This is a genomic window from Oceanobacillus piezotolerans, from assembly GCF_003665065.1.
In the GTDB taxonomy this organism is placed as follows: Bacteria; Bacillota; Bacilli; order Bacillales; family Amphibacillaceae; genus Oceanobacillus; species Oceanobacillus piezotolerans.
On sequence record NZ_RCHR01000002.1, the window covers coordinates 109,069 to 129,019 of the forward strand.

The 19,951-nt window shown below is 37.5% G+C and carries 21 protein-coding genes; 4 read left to right on the forward strand and 17 right to left on the reverse strand.

The window, feature by feature from the left end; genetic code table 11:
- Positions 1-9: 9 nt before the first annotated feature.
- The 5 genes from D8M04_RS04935 to D8M04_RS04955 form a co-directional block, all read right to left on the reverse strand.
- Positions 10-366 carry a lmo0954 family membrane protein gene (locus D8M04_RS04935; protein ID WP_121521807.1) on the reverse strand — a complete coding sequence of 119 codons (357 nt, stop codon included), beginning with the start codon at positions 364-366 and terminating at the stop codon, positions 10-12.
- 301 nt (positions 367-667) lie between these two features.
- Complete coding sequence (locus D8M04_RS04940) at positions 668-1,279, reverse strand: DedA family protein (protein ID WP_121521808.1); 612 nt, start codon at positions 1,277-1,279, stop codon at positions 668-670.
- A gap of 148 nt (positions 1,280-1,427) precedes the next feature.
- Complete coding sequence (locus D8M04_RS04945) at positions 1,428-2,414, reverse strand: LLM class flavin-dependent oxidoreductase (protein WP_121521809.1); 987 nt, start codon at positions 2,412-2,414, stop codon at positions 1,428-1,430.
- A gap of 37 nt (positions 2,415-2,451) precedes the next feature.
- On the reverse strand, positions 2,452-3,510 hold the full coding sequence (locus tag D8M04_RS04950; RefSeq protein ID WP_121521810.1) for a M42 family metallopeptidase: 1,059 nt from the start codon (positions 3,508-3,510) through the stop codon (positions 2,452-2,454).
- A 58-nt stretch (positions 3,511-3,568) separates the two neighbouring features.
- Positions 3,569-4,126 carry a DUF1836 domain-containing protein gene (locus tag D8M04_RS04955; protein ID WP_121521811.1) on the reverse strand — a complete coding sequence of 186 codons (558 nt, stop codon included), beginning with the start codon at positions 4,124-4,126 and terminating at the stop codon, positions 3,569-3,571.
- A gap of 132 nt (positions 4,127-4,258) precedes the next feature.
- Here D8M04_RS04955 and trhA point away from each other — a divergent pair, with 132 nt between their 5' ends.
- Both trhA and D8M04_RS04965 read left to right on the forward strand, forming a co-directional pair.
- Complete coding sequence (gene trhA, locus D8M04_RS04960; protein WP_121521812.1) at positions 4,259-4,909, forward strand: PAQR family membrane homeostasis protein TrhA; 651 nt, start codon at positions 4,259-4,261, stop codon at positions 4,907-4,909.
- A gap of 99 nt (positions 4,910-5,008) precedes the next feature.
- Complete coding sequence (locus tag D8M04_RS04965; protein ID WP_121521813.1) at positions 5,009-5,491, forward strand: hypothetical protein; 483 nt, start codon at positions 5,009-5,011, stop codon at positions 5,489-5,491.
- A gap of 142 nt (positions 5,492-5,633) precedes the next feature.
- Here D8M04_RS04965 and D8M04_RS04970 read toward each other — a convergent pair whose 3' ends face one another.
- Positions 5,634-6,572 carry a hypothetical protein gene (locus D8M04_RS04970; protein ID WP_121521814.1) on the reverse strand — a complete coding sequence of 313 codons (939 nt, stop codon included), beginning with the start codon at positions 6,570-6,572 and terminating at the stop codon, positions 5,634-5,636.
- Between the two features lie 180 nt (positions 6,573-6,752).
- Here D8M04_RS04970 and D8M04_RS04975 point away from each other — a divergent pair, with 180 nt between their 5' ends.
- Positions 6,753-8,231 carry a UDP-N-acetylmuramoyl-L-alanyl-D-glutamate--2,6-diaminopimelate ligase gene (locus D8M04_RS04975; protein WP_121521815.1) on the forward strand — a complete coding sequence of 493 codons (1,479 nt, stop codon included), beginning with the start codon at positions 6,753-6,755 and terminating at the stop codon, positions 8,229-8,231.
- A gap of 278 nt (positions 8,232-8,509) precedes the next feature.
- On the forward strand, positions 8,510-9,220 hold the full coding sequence (locus tag D8M04_RS04980) for a class I SAM-dependent methyltransferase (RefSeq protein ID WP_121521816.1): 711 nt from the start codon (positions 8,510-8,512) through the stop codon (positions 9,218-9,220).
- A 44-nt stretch (positions 9,221-9,264) separates the two neighbouring features.
- Here D8M04_RS04980 and D8M04_RS04985 read toward each other — a convergent pair whose 3' ends face one another.
- From D8M04_RS04985 to gnd, 11 genes are all read right to left on the reverse strand, one after another.
- A complete protein-coding gene (locus D8M04_RS04985; protein ID WP_425463999.1) occupies positions 9,265-9,816 on the reverse strand; it encodes a cupin domain-containing protein in 552 nt (183 codons plus the stop codon).
- A gap of 261 nt (positions 9,817-10,077) precedes the next feature.
- Positions 10,078-11,442 (reverse strand): MATE family efflux transporter, encoded by a 1,365-nt coding sequence (locus tag D8M04_RS04990; RefSeq protein ID WP_121521817.1) that lies wholly within the window; start codon positions 11,440-11,442, stop codon positions 10,078-10,080.
- Positions 11,443-11,662: 220 nt separating this feature from the next.
- Positions 11,663-12,649: a ring-cleaving dioxygenase gene (locus D8M04_RS04995; RefSeq protein ID WP_121521818.1), complete on the reverse strand. Its 987-nt coding sequence runs from the start codon at positions 12,647-12,649 to the stop codon at positions 11,663-11,665.
- A gap of 21 nt (positions 12,650-12,670) precedes the next feature.
- Complete coding sequence (locus D8M04_RS05000) at positions 12,671-13,597, reverse strand: ring-cleaving dioxygenase (protein ID WP_121521819.1); 927 nt, start codon at positions 13,595-13,597, stop codon at positions 12,671-12,673.
- Positions 13,598-13,623: 26 nt separating this feature from the next.
- Positions 13,624-14,562 carry a ring-cleaving dioxygenase gene (locus tag D8M04_RS05005; RefSeq protein WP_121521820.1) on the reverse strand — a complete coding sequence of 313 codons (939 nt, stop codon included), beginning with the start codon at positions 14,560-14,562 and terminating at the stop codon, positions 13,624-13,626.
- A 139-nt stretch (positions 14,563-14,701) separates the two neighbouring features.
- Entirely contained in the window at positions 14,702-15,010 is a 309-nt protein-coding gene (locus D8M04_RS05010) for an iron-sulfur cluster biosynthesis family protein (protein ID WP_121521821.1), read from the reverse strand.
- Positions 15,011-15,225: 215 nt separating this feature from the next.
- Positions 15,226-15,690: a MarR family winged helix-turn-helix transcriptional regulator gene (locus D8M04_RS05015; protein WP_246001123.1), complete on the reverse strand. Its 465-nt coding sequence runs from the start codon at positions 15,688-15,690 to the stop codon at positions 15,226-15,228.
- A 181-nt stretch (positions 15,691-15,871) separates the two neighbouring features.
- Positions 15,872-16,336: a hypothetical protein gene (locus D8M04_RS05020; protein ID WP_121521822.1), complete on the reverse strand. Its 465-nt coding sequence runs from the start codon at positions 16,334-16,336 to the stop codon at positions 15,872-15,874.
- A 25-nt stretch (positions 16,337-16,361) separates the two neighbouring features.
- Positions 16,362-17,699: a glucose-6-phosphate isomerase gene (locus D8M04_RS05025; protein ID WP_121521823.1), complete on the reverse strand. Its 1,338-nt coding sequence runs from the start codon at positions 17,697-17,699 to the stop codon at positions 16,362-16,364.
- Positions 17,700-18,252: 553 nt separating this feature from the next.
- Positions 18,253-18,918 (reverse strand): fructose-6-phosphate aldolase, encoded by a 666-nt coding sequence (gene fsa, locus D8M04_RS05030; RefSeq protein WP_121521824.1) that lies wholly within the window; start codon positions 18,916-18,918, stop codon positions 18,253-18,255.
- A 27-nt stretch (positions 18,919-18,945) separates the two neighbouring features.
- Positions 18,946-19,842 carry a phosphogluconate dehydrogenase (NAD(+)-dependent, decarboxylating) gene (gene gnd / locus D8M04_RS05035; protein WP_121521825.1) on the reverse strand — a complete coding sequence of 299 codons (897 nt, stop codon included), beginning with the start codon at positions 19,840-19,842 and terminating at the stop codon, positions 18,946-18,948.
- Positions 19,843-19,951 lie beyond the last annotated feature (109 nt).

Consider the following 19,951-nt stretch of genomic DNA (forward strand, 5'->3'; position numbering starts at 1 on the left):
TCTCTCCTTTTAATAGTTTTTCATCTCTGCCCATTGACGTTCAAAGTTCGTAAATGGATCATCTTCTTCAACGATTGTTTGAACAACTGGATCGTCCTCTTTTTTCCAGCTCTTATAAATGTAATAAAGCGCCACTGCTGCAAGTAAACCAATAACTGCCCAGATGTTTGAAATGACAAGGCTACTTGTTAAGAGACCGAGAATGACCCAGCCTATCTTGCCGGCAGTAGAGTTGCTTTTTACAAACTGTTTAAAAATAAAGTACAGAAGCCAAATCCCAAGGCCGAGTAAAACCATCGGACCGATATTGGCAAGTAAGATAACGAGTGCGATTAGCCCTCCAACAAACAACATAAATTTTCTCATATGTGATTGCCTCCTTTCTTCTTGATTTCATCTTACCCTGAGATACATTTTTCCATAACGAGCTTAAGCTATATTTTAAGCTAGGTCTTGAGGCGTATTTCTGGTTGGTTCTCAAGTCTGTAATTGCTAGCTGACTTGTAATTGTATTTAAGAGAGACCCCTTGCTTGGTCCTCTTTTTCTTGCATGCATTTCCCTATTCACTTGTAGTTATTGAGTTTTTCTCTGGATGAAGGAAAGGCTGGTTAAATTCTGTAAAAGAGCATAAAAATGGAGGGAGGATCATTTCTGATCTCTCCCTCTCTACTTGCGTTCTTTTCTTTTTTTCAAATAGTAACCAACAAATAACAGCATTCCGATTACAATAAGTACATAGACAACATTAGAATAAACATCCATAAACCCTAAGATACTATCCCAATTCGATCCGAGTGTTGCTCCGATCATTATAAGAATGACATTCCAAATTAACGTTCCAAGGGTTGTAAAGATTAGAAATTGAATGAATTTCATATTCGACATTCCAGCTGGAATTGAAATCAAGCTGCGAATTAAAGGAACCATTCTGCAGAAGAAAACAGTCCAATAACCATACTTATCAAACCACGCATCTGCTCGGTGTACATCCTCTTTCTTAATCCGAAGTATATGTCCCCATCGGTCAATAATTTTCTCTAATTGCTCTACGTCAAGCATAAGGCCTATTCCATAAAGAATGATGGCGCCAAGTAAAGAACCAAACGTTGCCGCTATTATCACACCGGTTATCGTTAAGTCTGAATTTGTCGTCATAAATCCCCCAAAAGGAAGGACGATTTCAGACGGAATCGGGGGAAATACATTCTCAAGCGCCATCATTAAGAATATCCCCAGATAACCAAACTGCTCCATTATCTCTGTTACCCAATCTTGCATTATATTCCTCCATCTCCATAGGCTCGGTCTTTTCATTATAAGCGAGCGTATCGTTAAACATGCATTGAAACGTTAAAGCGCTGGATAAATAGCAACTTGTTTCTATAATGATAAGGTACCAGTCAGCTAGAACGAATCCTTATTGATTTTATACTAGAAACTGATTAGCTAGCAATTCATATGAAGTTTTTCTAGCTTGATAGGAATGGGTAATGGTAACAACCATTATCTCATCTATACCATATTCATTTGCTATTGTTTCTAATTTCAATTTTACTTCCTGAGGATTACCTACAATTTGTCTTTTTCTAACCTTCTCTATAATCTCTTTGTCTTCCTCTGAAAATGTATATTCCTTAACATCTTGAATGGATGGGACTCCGTTCTTCCCTACCCCTTTAGCCTGCAAGACAGCAGATAATTGACCACTTAGCGCTATCTCCTCAGCTTCCTCTGTCGTTTCAGCACAGACCACTGAAACCGTAACGAAAACTTTAGGATGTCTTCCAATAAAATTCCTTCTATATTCATCGACTATTTCCGGTCCATTTTGATCACTCATAAATTGACCAAACACAAAGGGCAAGGCTTTCTGTGCAGCAAGTACCGCACTTTTCCCACTTGTTCCAAGCAGCCATGGTTCAGGAGAAATTTCCGGGAGAGGTGACGGCGTAATCTTAGTAAAAAGATGGTCATCGGGAAAATCTCCATGTAAAAAGTGAACCAATTCATCGATTAATTCCGGGTATTTCCTCACCTTTTCTAAAAAATTCCCAGCAAGTGCAATCGAAACCTCTGCCGACCCACCAGGTGCACGTCCAATGCCAAGGTCAATACGACCAGGATAAAGAGTCGCAAGGAGATTATATTTTTCGGCAATATGATATGGCTGATAATTAGGGAGCAGAACCGCTCCAGAACCTAAACGTATTTTCTCAGTTTTTTGTCCAATGATTCCAAGTAAGATATCGGGTACCGGAGACGCAAGACCATCCAAGTCATGATGTTCAGCAATCCAGTATCGATTATATCCCCACTTATCTGCATTGCTGGCTAAATCGATGGTCGCTTCCAGAGCTTCCTTCGCTGTTTTTCCTTTTGAGATAGGGGCCTGGTCTAGAATACTTAGTTTCATCTAATTTAAATCCTTTCTTGGTGCAGCAAAGCGACAGTTAAACCTCAACCATAGTAGATTGAACATAATAATATAATAAATTCTCGGTGTGCATTAAAGAGTCCTCATGGGTCCGCTCGAAGGCATGTGAGGAATCAATTCCCGGTCCAATTAATCCGTGAACGATATCATGTCCAGCACGAATGGCCGCAGAAGCATCAGAACCATAATAAGGATAAATATCGAGCTTATAACCAATATCATACCGCTTTGCAAGTGCCACTAAATTTTTTCTTAGTCCATAATGATAAGGTCCACTTCCATCCTTTACACAAATTGATACCGTATATTCATCTGTTGATTGCCCGTCACCCATGGCTCCCATATCAACTGCTAAATACTCTACTGTTTCAGAGGTAATATTAGAGTTCCCGCCATAGCCAATTTCTTCATTATTTGAAATCAGAAAATGTGTGGTATAAGGCAAGGTAATTCCCTCTGCTTTTAGACGCTTTATTAATTGAAGAAGGATAGCGACGCTTGCTTTGTCATCTAAATGACGTGATTTAATAAATCCATTTTCTGTTAATTGCACACGTGGGTCAAAGGAGACAAAATCTCCGACTTCAATACCAAGTTCACGTATATCCTTCGCATTCTCTACTTTTGCGTCAATCCGAACTTCCATATTTTCCTGATTTCGTTTTGCATCCCCTGCATCTTTATAAACGTGAACAGATGTTTGATGCATTAGGATGGTACCTGTAAATATTTCACCACTTGCTGTGTGAATTTCACAGTACTCTCCTTCAATAGAGTTATAGCGGAATCCGCCAATTAAATCCAATTTAAGACGGCCATTGTCTTTTATTTCTTTTACCATTGCACCTAATGTATCTACATGGGCAGTTAACATACGGTGTGCGGTGTTGTCCTTTCCTGGCAATGTAGCAATTAATCCGCCTTTTCGATTGCGTCTCGTTTCAACATCTAAATCTTTTAGGAAGGATTCCACGTAAGAAATCACTTTCTCGGTATTTCCTGATGGGCTCGGGATGGACACTAACTGTTTAATTATTTCTTTTGTATCATTTACATTTGGATATGTATGACTCATCGTCGTTCTCCTTTACTCTTTTCCTATTATTCTACTCTTATCTAGTACTTCCAACAAGTTAGCTATCTTTCTTCTCTTCTTCGATTTCATCTACTATTTTTTCTGCTGCTTTTCTGAATAAATTACTCATATGTGTTAACGAAGCCACCATTAGTAATTGCCTGATGTATCTGTCTTCTTCTGCAATTTCAGAATCTAACTGTTCACTAGTCTCTTTGAACCTCGCTACATTATGTGTTCCCAACGTCTCATAACGCTCATATAACGCTTCAAGCTGGAAATCCTCGTTTTCGACCATCATATTAAGCTTTCCTAATGATTTCTTAATATCCCCTATCGAAAGTACACCTTTCATTTGATAGATCATGCTAATTAACATAATGTGTTCCTTTGTATATTTCTTATTCTTAACAGGGAAAAACAGCTTGCCTTTTGCATAATTATTAATCATGGTCTTCGTCAAGACTTTGTCTTCCTCTTTACGTTTGGTTACCGTGTATTTCTTTTCAAATAATTGGATAACCTGGTCCATATATAAATCTAATTCAGGAATATCATTCACAGATAAAAAGGTTTCCAACTGCAATTCTTCCATTAATTTACGAATATCTTCCATATTTTATAACTCCATTTTTTTCTTTCATTATACGTTATGCAAAAACATAAGTAAATATTGACTACATCACATAATGCATGTATTATTAACATATAGTTTTCAAAACTACATAAAAGGTTAGGAGTTGTTAATTTGAACACACACATTCGAGAACCAATTAACACATGGACACATCTAATAGGAGCTATTTTAGCACTATTTGGCTTAATTGCGCTTACAGTGAAAGCGGCAATCACTACAAATTCCGCCCTAGTAGTAACAGCGGTCATCATTTTCGGCATTAGTATGATTCTTTTATATGCAGCATCTGCCACCTACCATTGGGTGATGGCAAAGGATCGTGTCATTGCATTTCTAAGAAAAATAGATCACTCGATGATTTTTGTTTTAATTGCCGGAACGTATACGCCCTTTTGTTTAATTACACTGGAAGGAACGACAATTGGTTGGGTATTGTTTATTGTTATTAATGGACTTGCGATTCTCGGTGTGACATTCAAATTAACCTGGTTCCATTCTCCAAGGTGGCTATCCACCTCCATCTATATCGGTATGGGCTGGCTTGTTGTTTTCTTTTCTGGAGAACTAGCACCGTTACTCGGAGTAGGCGGTATGACGTTCTTAATATTAGGCGGCGTTGCCTATACAATAGGTGGGGTTATATATGGATTAAAACCTGCATTTCTTCAATTTAATAACTGGGGTTTTCATGAAATTTTCCATTTATTCATAATGCTAGGCAGTTTCTTTCATTTTATTTGTGTATATTTCTATGTACTATAGTAAAAGTGCTTCCATCGAAGCACTTTTTTATATTTTATAAGCATACTTTTTGTCTGTTCCCACATACTACTCACAGTGACAAAATATAGGAGGAATATGATGAGAAAAGCAGCAATGATATGCTTCATTTTTCTAATTCTAACGGGATTTGATAATGCTGATGATTTAATTATTAAAGAGATGGATATTACGATTGATCCTGCAAGTAATGAACTGCGTTATGACTTTTTAATCGAAAATACCGGGGAAAAGCCAATCAAAAGTGACTTTGATTATCCGGGACAACACCCATTAGGAGTAGAATTCGTTGTTCAGCCTAATCGCACCCTCGCACCTTATATGGAGCTAGAGCCAAACTCCAAGTATAAAAAAATGTTACTGCTTGAGCGTGGAAGTACAAGCTACTTTGAGCCCGGTGTGGAGAGCCCTTTTTACCTGTCATATAAAATTAAAGACGATGCAGATTTAAATAGGTTAGAAAAACAAGCCTTCCATGCTAAGCTTCTCATTATCGATGGAGTGAATGTGTCGGCAGAATTCCCCTTAAAAGAATGGAAAGAAGAACATAAAGAAAAAAGCTAAAGCTTAAAAGGTTTGGGCAAAAGTGTTTTATCAAATGAAGATTTCAAGAGTTAATGGACAAGCCGCTCAAAATATAGTTCATTAATTTTGTAATTTGTTATCATTTGTCAAACATTTTAGAAATGTCCTTGCCTTTTTTCGTTTAATAATTCAATATTAAATTCTCTTTCTCTTTTTTAATACCATGGAGTACTGTTTCTTTTTCTTCAATTTGTTCTATTAAATTCTGCTTAATATATATAACATTGTCTTTCTGGGTTCGGATGTTCTCTAATAATTTTTCTATCTTTTCCTGCACGAGCCAATCTGAGATAAAATCATCAAAGAAAAAGTCAGCGAACTTTAGAAAATCAGAAATATCAATCCGCAATTCAGCATCTTCTTCAACGTCTAGAAGCTCTTTTTGAAAAGTGCGCATACGTGTTTGTGCTTCGTGAATGTGGTTTGTTGATTTATCGATATAATCATGCTTAATCCATCCAGAAGCAGCCCCTCCACCAAACATATCTAAAGTTCCCCAGGACTCGGCTTCGGAGAGTGCATTTTCTGCTTGATTAAGTGCAGAAAGAACATATTCTCCCGCAGTAATTGCCTCCTTTAACTCATCAAGAAAAGCAGCCAAATCTCCCTCTTCTTCACTAAGTTGAAGTAAGCGCTCCCCAGCGACAGAATCTTGTTCACTTATTTGACTTTCCTTTTCCAGTAGTATTTGATGATACCTATTCTCTATATCGCTCCCCTTTTCAAGTTGGTGATGCAATGCTTTAATGGCTTCCTCTATTTCCTTTTTTGTCTTCTTCGCTTCTTCTAGCTTCAGCTTAACTGCAACTACTTCTTGCTTTTCTCTTTCAAGATTTTCGTACTTTTTTCCTGTTAAGCTTTGAATGAGATTAGTAATACTGAGTCCTTCTAACTTCTTCACATCTTTCTCTTCCCTTTTTAACTGCTCTGTTAGGTGCTCTATTTCTTTATTCATTGTGAACTGTTCTTTTTCATAATCTGCTAATTGTAATTCCCATTTATGCTTCATTCTGCGTTCTGCAGCTATCTGTACTAATTTTTCACTTATTGTCGTTAACATGGAATGATCCCCCTTTGTATTGTTACGAGGCAAAGAGCAATAAAGTTTCATCTATTTACCAATTCATTTTTGCATGAGTGAAATGAAAAATACACACATTAATAGTTAGAAACAGGCAGACATGGAAGCAGAATTCTAGTTGATTCATACGTATGTAGTAGAACGTGAAGGGGCAAATAGATGAAAGCAAATCAATTACTAGACAATATAGAAGTCCTTAATAACATAGATCTTATCTCTTTAAATATAGAGATAAAAGGCATTACTGATAGTTCGATAAACATAAATAACGGAGATCTCTTTGTCGCTATAGCAGGCAATCAAATGGATGGACATGATTATATAGAGGATGCCATAAACAAAGGTGCTGCTGCTATTGTGGGAGAGAAGGAATACATTGATCTCCCTGTCCCTTACCTGCAAGTGCCCAATACAAGAAAAGCTTTAGGTAAGATTGCAAAGGCTTATTATAATAATAAGGATGATGATAAAATCATCATCGGAATCACAGGCACCAATGGAAAGACAACGACAAGTTATTTTCTTAAAAACCTTATCGAAAAAAGCAAAAGAACTTGCGGTCTAATTGGTACGATTGAATATATTATCAATGGAGATTGTATAAAAAGTGTCAATACTACGCCAAGCGCGTTAGTATTGCATAAATTGCTCCAAGAAAGTAAGGATGAGGTTATTATTATTGAGGTTTCTTCTCACGGACTCCATCAATCCCGAGTCGAGGGGATATCTTTTGATGTTTGTATATTCACGAACTTAGAGCAAGAACACTTGGATTATCATCAAACAATGGACCATTATTTTCAATCTAAACTGCTTTTATTTCAGCATTTAAAAGATAATGGAGTAGCCATTATAAATGGAGATAATGCCTGGGGAAGGAAAGCAGCAGACCTCCTTCAAGCTTCTGGAAAAACCGTTTATACTGTTGGTCAAGCATCAACATGTCGGTTCCAAATAAACGAACTTGATCCAATCTGTCAGACCTTCCAGATAATAGACAACGGTTCAAGTCATCAGATCCATTTGCCTATACCAGGGATTCATAACCGGTACAATGCTGCTTTTGCCTTTGCATCCGGAAAGTGCCTTGGTTTAGACTCCACGCAGTTATGTGAAGGTTTCGCTGAAATAAAGGGCGTCCATGGTCGTTTTGAAAAAAGGCTGCTACCAAACGGTGCCATGGTCATAATCGATTATGCCCATACAACAGCTGCCATTCAATCCTGTCTTACAACAGCAAAACAACACGGCGCAAAACGCATTATCCATATCTTCGGTTTTCGAGGAAATCGTGATGAACGAAAACGAAAAGACATGCTTTCCATAAGTGCCACAGAAAGCGATTATTATATATTAACCATGGATGACTTAAATTCTGTTGCAGCATTCGATATGCTTCAAACATTGGATTATCTCCATGAAAGCTATGGAAATGATAATGGAATTCTTATTGCCGACAGAACAATGGCAATCAAATGGGCTATCGACCTTTGTATGGAAGGTGACTGGATTATTATCACCGGTAAAGGGCATGAAGCGTATCAGCAAGAATACGTCCTGGAAACGAAATCAGATCAAGAAACTGTCGATTATTTGATGGATAGACAAGAGAAAAGGAAACAGGTATTAACCGTTTAATCCTAGGTCTGATAGGCAAAATCTTCTCCATTCATTCCTTTATAACAAGAGGAATGACGCCTCTTGAAATTGCAGCAGGATAGCATTCAGTTAAATTTGAGGAATTCGACGGCTGTATCTGATTATTGGAAGCATTATCTTTATTACAGCTTTCTTAGGAATTCCTCTTCCTATTATAGATATATCGATGATGGATTTAAAAAAATACATAGCTTCTTAACAAATATAGATTAATTACATAACATATGGTATACCAAGTCAAGAAGGCGGTCTGAACCATGGAAGGTAATTATTTAGAGAGCTTAGAGCAATTAGGAGTTGGCGGCGCACATCCTGGAGGATTGGCTTTAACGAAACAGCTTCTTGCAAAGGAAAAGATCAACAAAGCAACCAAAATACTTGATGTTGGTTGTGGAACAGGGCAAACCGCGGCATATCTTGCTGAAATGTATGGCTGTCAGATTAGTGCGATTGATGCCAGCGCAACTATGATAAAGAAGGCTAAAAATCGTTTCAGGCAATTAAATGTTCCTGTACAGTCAACTGTAGGGTATTTGGAAGACATGCCATATCAGGAGAATCAGTTCGATATATTGCTTGCAGAATCTGTATTTATATTTACTAATCTAGCGCTATCCCTTCCTGCTTGTAAACGCGCATTAAAACCTAATGGTAAGCTTATAGCGATTGAAATGGTAATCGAATCTCCTCTACCTGAGAACGAAGCAAATGAAATACAGGAGTTCTACCAAATTTCACAGCTTCTCACTTCTGAAGAATGGACTAAAATATTTAAACAGACAGGATTCACCGTTATTGAAGTTCTTCATCCTGTAGAACACGATAAGCCTTCTTCACTAGATAGTGCACCTGATTTTCAGCTTTCTGAGGAAATAGATGATCGTGTCTTTCATATTCTTGAAAGTCATCAGCAACTATTAGAAAAGTACAAGAACAAACTAGGCTACCGTGTTTTTATATGTCAATAAGGAAAAAAGTACGAATACCGATACAGGATATTCGTACTTCTTCTTTATTCCTCTTTCATCGCATCAGCCTTTGTCCTATGAACGGTACCAAATGGATGATTTGGTGGGGCGTAAATAGAATATAATTTTAGCGGCTTATCACCAGTATTCGTCACATTGTGCCACGTACCTGCTGGAACCATTATGGCAAAATTATCCGCTACGTTACGTTGAAAAGTTAAACGATTCCTCGTTTTCCCCATTTGTACGAACCCTTCTCCATCCTCAATTCTTAAAAACTGATCAACATGTGGATGAATTTCTAAACCAATATTATCCCCTACCCCGATACTCATCAGAGTTACCTGTAAATGGTCACCTGTCCAAATTGCTGTACGAAATGTATTATTTTGCTTTGTTGCTTCCTCGATATTTACGACATATGGCTGCTTGCCATGGTCTCTATGGGCGGCGCTCTCCTGTCTAGGGAATGAATGCATATAACGCATGTCATAAGGTACGTAAGAATTTTGATAGAATAGCTGTCTTGTATATGGATTAACTTGCGCATAATGTGGGAGTGGATACATGGCTGGAACATATTGATAATACATCATTCTCAAATCCCTTCCTAATATTACGTAACTATCCTATGCACAGAACTATAGGAATGTACCCAGTTTACTCAAGCATTTCAATAGAAATAGGACATATTAATGAGAAACCCAAAGATGACTTCATGTAACTGTTAGCGATTGCAGCACAGTATAATAAACACAAAAAAAGCTTGGCAAAATCCAAGCTTCTATATTTTAGTGTATTCCTTTAATATATATACTGTATTTACATAAGATCACTGAACTAGAGGACCTGAATTTTTATAAAGCTTCTACAGCCGGTTTTGTGGCTTTTTTCTTTAACCACGGCTGTGCTCTCCAGCGTTTCAAAGCGAATAAACCGCGAAGCCATTCATCAAGACCTTGAGCTAACCAAATTCCTAATAACCCTAATCCGAACGTAATTCCGAATAAATAGCTGAATACAACCGCGATTCCCCACATGGAAATTACACCAATGATAACAGGGAAACGAACATCTCCTGTCGACTTCAATGAACCCATGAGAACTATATTCATAGCGCGACCGGGTTCAATAAAGACAATTGCCCATAATACAGGCAAACCAATCGCAATGATTGCTGGATTTTCAGTAAACACTTCCAACAATGGTTCCCCGATAAACGCAACCACAAGTGAAGCTACTAAAGACACAAGCATTGCAATTCTTAAAGTCTTCAGCCCTCGTTTTAGTGCTCTTGAATATTGCTCAGCCCCAATGTAACGGGCCACGAGTATCTGTGTACCTTGGGCAATCGCCATGGAGAATAGGAAGCAAACCATGGAGATATTAAGTATATAAACTCTTGCCGCTAATGCCGCATCTCCAAGAATAGCGACGAAACTGGTAATCACAATTTGAGAAAACTGATAGGAGAGGTTTTCTCCAGCAGATGGGACTCCAATGGATAGAAGCTCCTTTATATCTGTTCTATCGATTTGAATAATATCCTTTATATTAAACTTTATAGCTAGCTTCTTATAAACAAAATAAAACAGTGCAACCATTAGAAAGACACGGGCAACAATAATCGAAACAGATACTCCTGCAACCCCTGTCACAGGAAGACCAAACCAGCCTTTAATGGCAATAAAATAACCAAAAACACTAATAATATTCATCATAAGTGTAACAAACATCGTTTCTCTTGTATGCCCATAGCTCCGAAGAACAGCACTTAATGCTAAAGAAATAGCTTCAAGAAAAAGAGAGATCCCTGTAATGGTCAGAAAAGTGTATGCATACTGGTAAACTTCTCCGCTCAAGCCATAAAACTGTAAAAAGATACCAGCAAAAGAAACCACAATAATGGTCATCACAATTCCTATCCAGAAATTCATACCAAAGGCTGATCTCGCTAGTTGACGAGCGCGGTCCAAACGATTTGCACCTAAATTTTGCCCAATGAGAATCGTCCCACCAATGGCTGTGACATTAAATACGAGTAAGAAGATGTTAATAATCTGATTGGCTACTCCTACTCCTGCCACTGCATTATCTGCATAACCACTTAAAATTAACGTGGCAATAATCCCCATGCTCATATGAAGTGAAATTTCTATAAACAAAGGCCACGTAATATTAAATAAGGACTGATCCTGAAATTTATTTTTTTCTATATTCAATTTTTCCCCTTCTTTACATTAAATTGCTTATAATCGAAGTACCTGAATCATTGTAACTCGATTACTAATAAATTGGAACAAAAATATTTCGAGTCTCTAAAAAGTATCAGTTTTCGATAATAAACCGCATAAAACACAAAAAGCATCCTTCAGTTTAAAGTTGAAGGATACTTAATGACTATTACAGTAGATTTCCTTATGCAAAGATTATATTCTTAAATTAATCCTCGTATTCTTTCTCAAATTCTTTATTGCTTCTTACTGTATCTATTGGACGCACAAGTTTTTCAATTTCGTCTCTTCTTGACTCAAAGAATGGCGGCAAAGATAATTTCTCTCCTAATGTTTCATATGGTTCATCCCCCATGAATCCAGGGTCATCTGTTGCAATTTCAAATAAAATTCCAGGAGCAACATTAGCATAAAGAGATCCGAAATAATAGCGTTCCACAAACCCAGAATTAGGTAAACCGATTGAATCGAACCATTCGTTCCACTGATCAAGTACTTCGCGATTTTCTACTCGAAATGCAGCATGGTGAACGGTACCATATCCTTGTCTTCCACGAGGCAGAATATTATTATACTCGACAATGACCCCAGCTCCATTTCCACCTTCCGCTACTTCAAATAAATGGAATGAGCCTTCTTTTGCTTTTTCTTCAAAGAATAGCACTTTCTCTAAAATATTCTTGAAGTAATCAAAGTTTGATACGCGGACGAATACAGGTCCTAATCCAGTAATTGCATATTCTAATGGGATCGGTCCCTTTTGCCATGGAGTACCAGCAGGAACCCCTTCATTGTTCTCATCCGAGATTAATTGATATGGTTGATCATCGAAGTCCACAAAGTTCAACGTCTTTTTACCAAATTGCTCTGTAATCCCTTTATGCTTCACTTGCAAACGATCAAAACGTTTTACCCAATATTCTAGTGCTGCGTCATTTGGTACTCGGAAGGATGTTTTTGAAATTTCATCAGTTCCATGAATCCCTTTAGGTATACCAGGAAAGTCAAAGAATGTCATATCGGTTCCTGGACTTCCTACATCATCTGTAAAGTACAAATGATAGGTTTGGATATCATCTTGATTGACGGTTTTTTTTACTAAACGCAAGCCTAATGTATAGGTATAAAATTCATAAATTTTCTCTGCACTACTTGTTATAGCTGTAACGTGGTGTACTCCTTTTAACTGTTCCATACTTCATTCCTCCAATTTATGCTAATCTATTTTAATCGGTGGCAAAATATCTTCATATTTTGTTCTCTCTGCCTCTAGCCATTCTGGAAGCATGAGCTTTTCACCGAGCTTAGATGGTTCTTCATCAACTGCAAACCCTGGTAAATCTGTCGCAATCTCAAATAGCATCCCACCTGGATCGTAGAAATAAATTGCTTTAAAATAATTTCGCTCTTTTATTTCAGTTGGTTTAAATCCTTGCGCTTCTAAGATGTCTCTCCAGGCATGGTGCTCTTGTTCATCACGTGCTCTCCAAGCAATATGATGAACCGTTCCTGCACCAGCAAGTCCGCGCACAGATGGAGAAAGCTTGATATCGATTGTATTTCCAAGTGAAGCGCTAGTTTGATAGCGTAAATAGCCATCCTCTTCCCCAATGTATTCCATGCCTAAAATTTCTTCTAGAATCTCAACTGTACGGTTCGGTTTAGCAGAGTATAGGATAGAACCAGCGAAGCCTTTTATCGCATGCTCTACATTGATTCCTGATGTTTGCCACTGACTTAATGGACCTTCTTCACGTTCTACAAGCTCGATTTGTAGTCCATCAGGGTCATGGAATTGAATATAAGTTTCTCCAAATCGAGTCGAAGTCGTATAAGTGATAGAATGTTTATCTAATCTATCCTTCCAGAAAACAGATGACCCAATGGGAATCAAATAGCTTGTTACGCCTACTTGTCCTGTCCCAACACGACCCTTTGGAAGCTTTGTCCAAGGGAAAAAGGTAATGACTGTACCTGGATCGCCTGTTTCATTGCCAAAGTACAAGTGATATACTTCCGGACGGTCAAAATTAATCGTTTTCTTTACTAGTCTTAGTCCTAGTACCTTGGTGTAGAAATCTACGTTTACTTGGGGGTCATTCACAATGGCTGTGATATGATGAATTCCTACTGTCTTTGGCATACTTTTTCCTCCGATCTACTGGAAACTTACTTATCTAACTCTCTTACTTCGATTGGAATTAATTCATGATTTAGTTGATCACGATACTGTTCATACTGCTCTGGTAGCTTTAAGTTTTGACCCATCGTTTCATAGGATTCATCATGTGCAAATCCTGGTGGATCTGTTGCGATTTCAAATAAGATTTCCCCATGCTCTCTAAAGTAAATGGCATTAAAATAATTTCTGTCACGTACTGGCGTAACCCCAAATCCTTTGTCACTTACATAGGATTGCCAATCAAGATGATCCGCATCGTCTTTAGCACGCCAAGCAATGTGATGAACCGTCCCAACCCCCATTTGTCCACGGCCAAGTGGCGTACGTTTGACATCAATGATATTTCCGATATCTCCATAGGAACGGAAGCGGATTAAGTCTCCCTCTTCTCCGACTTTTTCTAAGCCCATGACATCTTCTAATGCTTTAGCCGTTTCATCTGGATTGGTTGAAAGTAAGATAGCACCACCAAACCCTTTAATTGCTACATCAGGTGTAACGTCTCCAAATGTCCAATTATTCGGTTCTCCTTCTTCACGCTCAACTAACTCAAGCTGGAGACCGTGTACATCTTCGAATTCTAAATAGCTTTCACCAAAGCGCTCTGTTTCACGAAACTTGATGTTAAATTTAGCTAATCTATCTTTCCAATAAGACATAGAACCTGCAGGAATCACATAAGTTGTGACACCAACTTGTCCCCCGCCAATCCTACCTTGATATGCATTTGCCCATGGGAAGAAAGTAATAATGGTACCAGGCTTCCCTCCGTCATTTCCAAAGTAAAGATGATACGTACCAGGATCATCAAAGTTTATTGTTTTCTTCACCATGCGTAATCCTAGAACACCTGCATAAAAATCAACATTTTCCTGTGGGTGTCCAACAATGGCTGTAATATGGTGAATACCAGCTGTTTTTTTCATAGGTTTTGTCTCCTTCTCTGTCCATCATTTATCAAATCTTGAAGTATTTTATTCTAAATTAAACAATATTTAATTAATATATCTTTAATTAATTATAATTTACATGTTTATTCTTACAATGTCAAGCATCTTTATTTCATTATTCTTTTAGCTGGAAACTATATCCGAAGGTTTCCATATCAGAATAAATCTTGTAGCCCATACCCGGTTTGTAATCAAGATTTATTTTCTCAGGAAGCGATTCTAGTGATTGATTCGGAACAAAAAATAGAAATCCTTCTTGTTCAATGACAATATCATCTTCCATTTGTGTTTCCTTGTGCAGCTCTATTTCAGTTGCAATTGAGCATGTACCGACAAACTCAGCTAATATTCTTATACCTTCATCCTCCTTGAATGAAATTGTCGATAATTGCTTCAATGCTCCTTCTTTAATGTTTATTTCCATTGAACTCACCCTTTTATAAAGAATTATGAATAGATTCTTCTAATACCTTTCCCTTAAAACAAAAGATTTATTTCATTTATTATTAATTAAATATATCGTAATTAAGTATATTTTAATCTATTTTAAGATACTATGTCAACTATCTGATTAGAAAGTTTATACTTTCCTATCTGCCAAAAAAAATGCTGTATCAAAATTAAAATTTTGATACAGCATTATTCCACTCCATAATTTGCAGCAAATAGTCCCAGCCTCTTTAATTGTTCAATCAATTGTGCTTTTTCATCTGCCTCAATCACACTCATTATTTCTGTCATCATTGCTTGATGCTTGGGGAAAATTTCATCCATCACTGCTTTTCCTTCTTCCGTAATGGCTGCAAACGTCACTCGACGATCATCAGGACAAGCGACACGCTTTACATACTTTTTCTTCTCTAATTTATCTACCACATAAGTAATGCTGCTTGATGCAATCAAAATTTTCTTTCCAATTTGTTGTATTGGCTGGTCACCTTTATGATAGAGCAATTCAAGTACTCCAAATTCAGTTATGTTCATGCCATATGCTTTAATACTTTCGGCAATTTTTCTTTCAATAGCTTCTAGAGCCCGTGATAAAACAACAAATAGCTTTAAAGATAATGTGGTGTCTTTATCATATTCTTTCTTTTCTTCCACCTTCTCACTTCCTTTTACATATTTGATACCGATTACATATTTTAATTAAAATATCTCTATTTCGTTATAAATTTACTATATCGAAAGTCCCTATCTGTTGTCAACTATTACAGTTGGAAATAGGTTATTCTGTTATACAAAAGAAAAGAGCCATACTTTTATGAAAAGTATGGCTCGCCTCTTAATTCACTGCTTCGATAAAAGCACTTTCCAGGTTTTCTGTGCTGAGATAAAGCAGATTATTTAAAAACTGCTCCTCATCTGGTTGCACCGAATGACTCTCTTTCTTTATCCAAGTAGTAATCGCTTTTTTGAATGATTCAGTTTTAAATAACCATTGGGCTACCATTTCCTTGGTTGCCTTTCGTTCCTCTGAATCCTTTAAAGCGAAAAGATTACCCATTTCCGTTTCCTTTATTTTCACGGTTTGAAAGTCTTCACTCATGCTAATCCAGAAGAAGTTTTTCATGGGATACATATCTTTTTGATTTTTCATAACTAGAAACTCAACCCCAATTAACACTTCATAATATGGATTTTTATCTGTTGGGGAGTGAACTTCGTTAATTACAACACTGGAATCCTTATCACAGTACATTTCTAACCCATATCTTGTATTAATTACTTTCGCATCCACCATGCTCATAGCACTTCCCCCTACGTATTATCACTTATTTTTCTAATCGTTTTTGCAGTGCTTCTTTTTCTTTTTCAAAACCTGGCTTACCTAGTAAAGCAAACATATTTTTCTTATATGCTTCTACTCCTGGTTGATTAAATGGATTCACTCCTAATAATAATCCACTTATTCCTACAGCCTTTTCAAAGAAGTACACCAACTCACCGAAATTGTATTCATCAAGTTTTTCTAATTCAACAACCAAGTTGGGCACGTCTCCATCAACATGGGCTAACACCGTACCTTGAAACGCTTTTTTGTTTACCTCATCCATTGTTTTCCCTGCAAGGAAGTTTAATCCGTCAATATTTGCTGGATCTTCATAGATCGTTAAGTCTACAATTGGTTCTTTAACCTGAATGACTGTTTCAATAAGATTGCGACGACCTTCTTGAACGTATTGGCCCATGGAATGAAGATCGGTTGAAAAGTCTACAGAAGCAGGATACAACCCTTTTTGATCTTTACCTTCACTTTCTCCAAAGAGCTGCTTCCACCATTCAGAAAAGTAGTGAAGTGATGGTTCATAGTTAACAAGCAACTCAATAGCCTTCCCTTTACGATATAGAGCATTACGAACAGCAGCATATTGATAGCTCTCATTTGATTGAAGATCGCGATTATTGTATTTCTCTGAAGCCGCTCTTGCTCCTTCCATCATTTTGTCGATATTAAGACCAGCTGTTGCAATTGGTAAAAGTCCTACTGCAGTTAAAACGGAGAATCTTCCACCGACACTATCTGGAATAACAAATGTTTCATAGCCTTCCTCATCTGCTAATTGCTTTAAGGCACCTTTTTCTTTATCTGTCGTTATATAAATCCTATCCTTCATTTCTTCTTTACTATATTTCTTCTCCATGTATTCACGGAAGACACGGAAGGCTACAGCAGGCTCTGTAGTTGTACCGGATTTAGAGATGACATTTATCGAGAAATCCTTGCCATCTAATAGCTCAAGCAAATGTGTGATATATTTTGCGCTTATGTTTTGACCAGCAAAGTAGATTTGAGTGTTTCCTTCCATTTGATTATAGAAAGTATGTGTTAATGACTCAATGGCAGCTCTGGCGCCAAGATAAGATCCACCTATTCCAATCACAACTAATGCTTGAGAATTACTGCGTATTTTCTCTGCTGCTTTCTTTATTCTTGCAAATTCTTCTTTATCATAATCAGAAGGCAAATCAACCCAACCGTGAAAATCAGATCCAGGACCTTTTTGGTTATGGAGCATATCATGTGCTACGTTTACTTGCTCTGTTAAATTATCGATTTCAGATTGATTTAGAAACGATAAAGCATTTTTATAATCGAATGAAATAGTCATGTTTAAATCCCCCAGTGTTCTAATAATTCAATCATTTTTTTAGATATTGAGCTTATTTCTTAGACTCTTTTTGGATAGATAACCGTAAGTTTAGATAGACTGCTGATTAATATCGTGCAAAAATATATAGAGTATGGAAACACATTAAAAATATGTGCTCGTGATTTCCGCTTCGGGCAGTACGCTTTCCGCGGGCAACGTCTCAGCCTCCTCGGAAGAAGATCACTTCCTGCGGGGTCTTCGCTTGTTGCTTTTCCCGCAGGAGTCGACTGCCCTCCGCTACAATCACTTCATGTATAGTTGGATGGTGTTTCCACTATATATTGTTTAAAGATTAATAGCATAACTTAGTGGAGGAAATACACGGAGACTCCTGCGGGATGAAAAGCCTAGTTGAGACCCCGCAGAGACGTTAGTCTCGAGGAGGCTCAACAGCGCCCGCGGAAAGCGTAGTGTATTTCCGTAGCGGTGTTACCCACTATTCTGTATTCAGTCAATCAACATTTTATATTAACTATTAATTAGTATTCGTTTGTCGGATTATCGCTATTTATTAGTTAACTGCGTTTTTCCAGTCTGCAGCAAATTTTTCAATTCCTTGATCTGTTAAAGGATGTTTGGTTAATTGTTCGATAACGTTATAAGGTACGGTTGCAATATGAGCTCCTGCCATTGCCACTCGTGTTACGTGGTCTGGATGACGAACAGAAGCTGCAATGATTTGCGCATCTAAGTTATGGATACGGAATAGTTCAGCAATCTTGGTTACTAGTTGCACTCCATCTTCTGAGATATCATCTAACCGTCCTAAGAACGGAGAAACATATGCTGCACCTGCACGAGCTGCTAACAATGCTTGGTTCACTGTAAAGATAAGGGTAACGTTCACTTTTACACCTTTTTTCGCAAGGTAACGTGTTGCTTCTAAACCTGCTACTGTCATCGGAACTTTAATGGTAATATTTTTATCTCCACCATTAAGCTTAATCAGTTCGTCTGCTTGTGCAATCATTTCTTCTGCTGTTTCAGCATCTGGAGTTACTTCTGCGGATACAGATTCTACTTCTGGAACTGCTTGTAGAATTTCTACAATACGATCTTCAAATTTAACGCCTTCTTTAACAACTAAAGATGGGTTTGTTGTTACCCCAGATAAAACTCCGATTTTATAAGCTTTCTTAATATCCTCTAAATTTGCTGTATCGATAAAAAATTTCATAATGTAATTCCTCCAATATAAGTTTTTTTAATTTTTCTTTTCTACCGCATGTCCGCCAAACTCGTTGCGCAGTGCTGCTACCACTTTTCCAGTGAAAGTATCCTGTTCAAGAGAGCGATAACGCATAAGTAGGGACATCGCAATGACTGGTGTAGCCGTTTGTAAGTCTAACGCTGTTTCTAAAGTCCATTTTCCTTCTCCAGATGAATGCATAATACCTTGAATTTCGTCTAATTTTGCATCTTTGGAAAAAGCATTTGCAGTTAATTCCATTAACCATGAACGAATAACCGAACCATGATTCCAAACGTCTGCTACTTTTTCGTAATCATAGTCAAATTCACTTTTTTCCAGGACTTCAAAGCCTTCCCCGATTGCTGCCATCATACCATATTCAATCCCATTATGAACCATTTTAAGGAAATGGCCGCCACCAGCTTTTTCAGTAAAAATATAGCCATTTTCTACTGCTGTATCACGGAAGATTGGTTCTACGATTTCCCAAGCACTTCTATCGCCACCAACCATATAGTTGGCGCCATTTCGTGCGCCTTCCATGCCACCTGAAGTTCCTGCATCAAGGAAACTTACTCCAATTTCTTTTAAGTCCTCGTAACGGCGAATTGAATCTTTGTAATGGGAATTTCCTGCTTCAATAACAATGTCCCCTTCTTCTAGTAAAGGCTTCATGTTATCTAATACCGAATCAACTACATGGTGTGGAACCATAATCCAGAGTACTCGAGGTTTTTCAAGTGATTGGATGAGCTTTTCTAAATCATTTGTTCCTTTAGCGCCATACTTCTCTATTTCTTTTACCGCTTCTGGGTTTAAGTCATAAGCCACAACTTCATGCTTATTATCGATTAAGTTTTTCCCTAAATTTGACCCCATTTTTCCTAATCCTATTAATCCTACTTGCATGTCTGTTCCTCCTATAGATGCCGTTTGTTTGTTTGGGTACCCAACAAACTATTTAATCATACTGATACTCTTTTCTAAGCCACTTAGCCTTTTTGCAAATTTTATTACA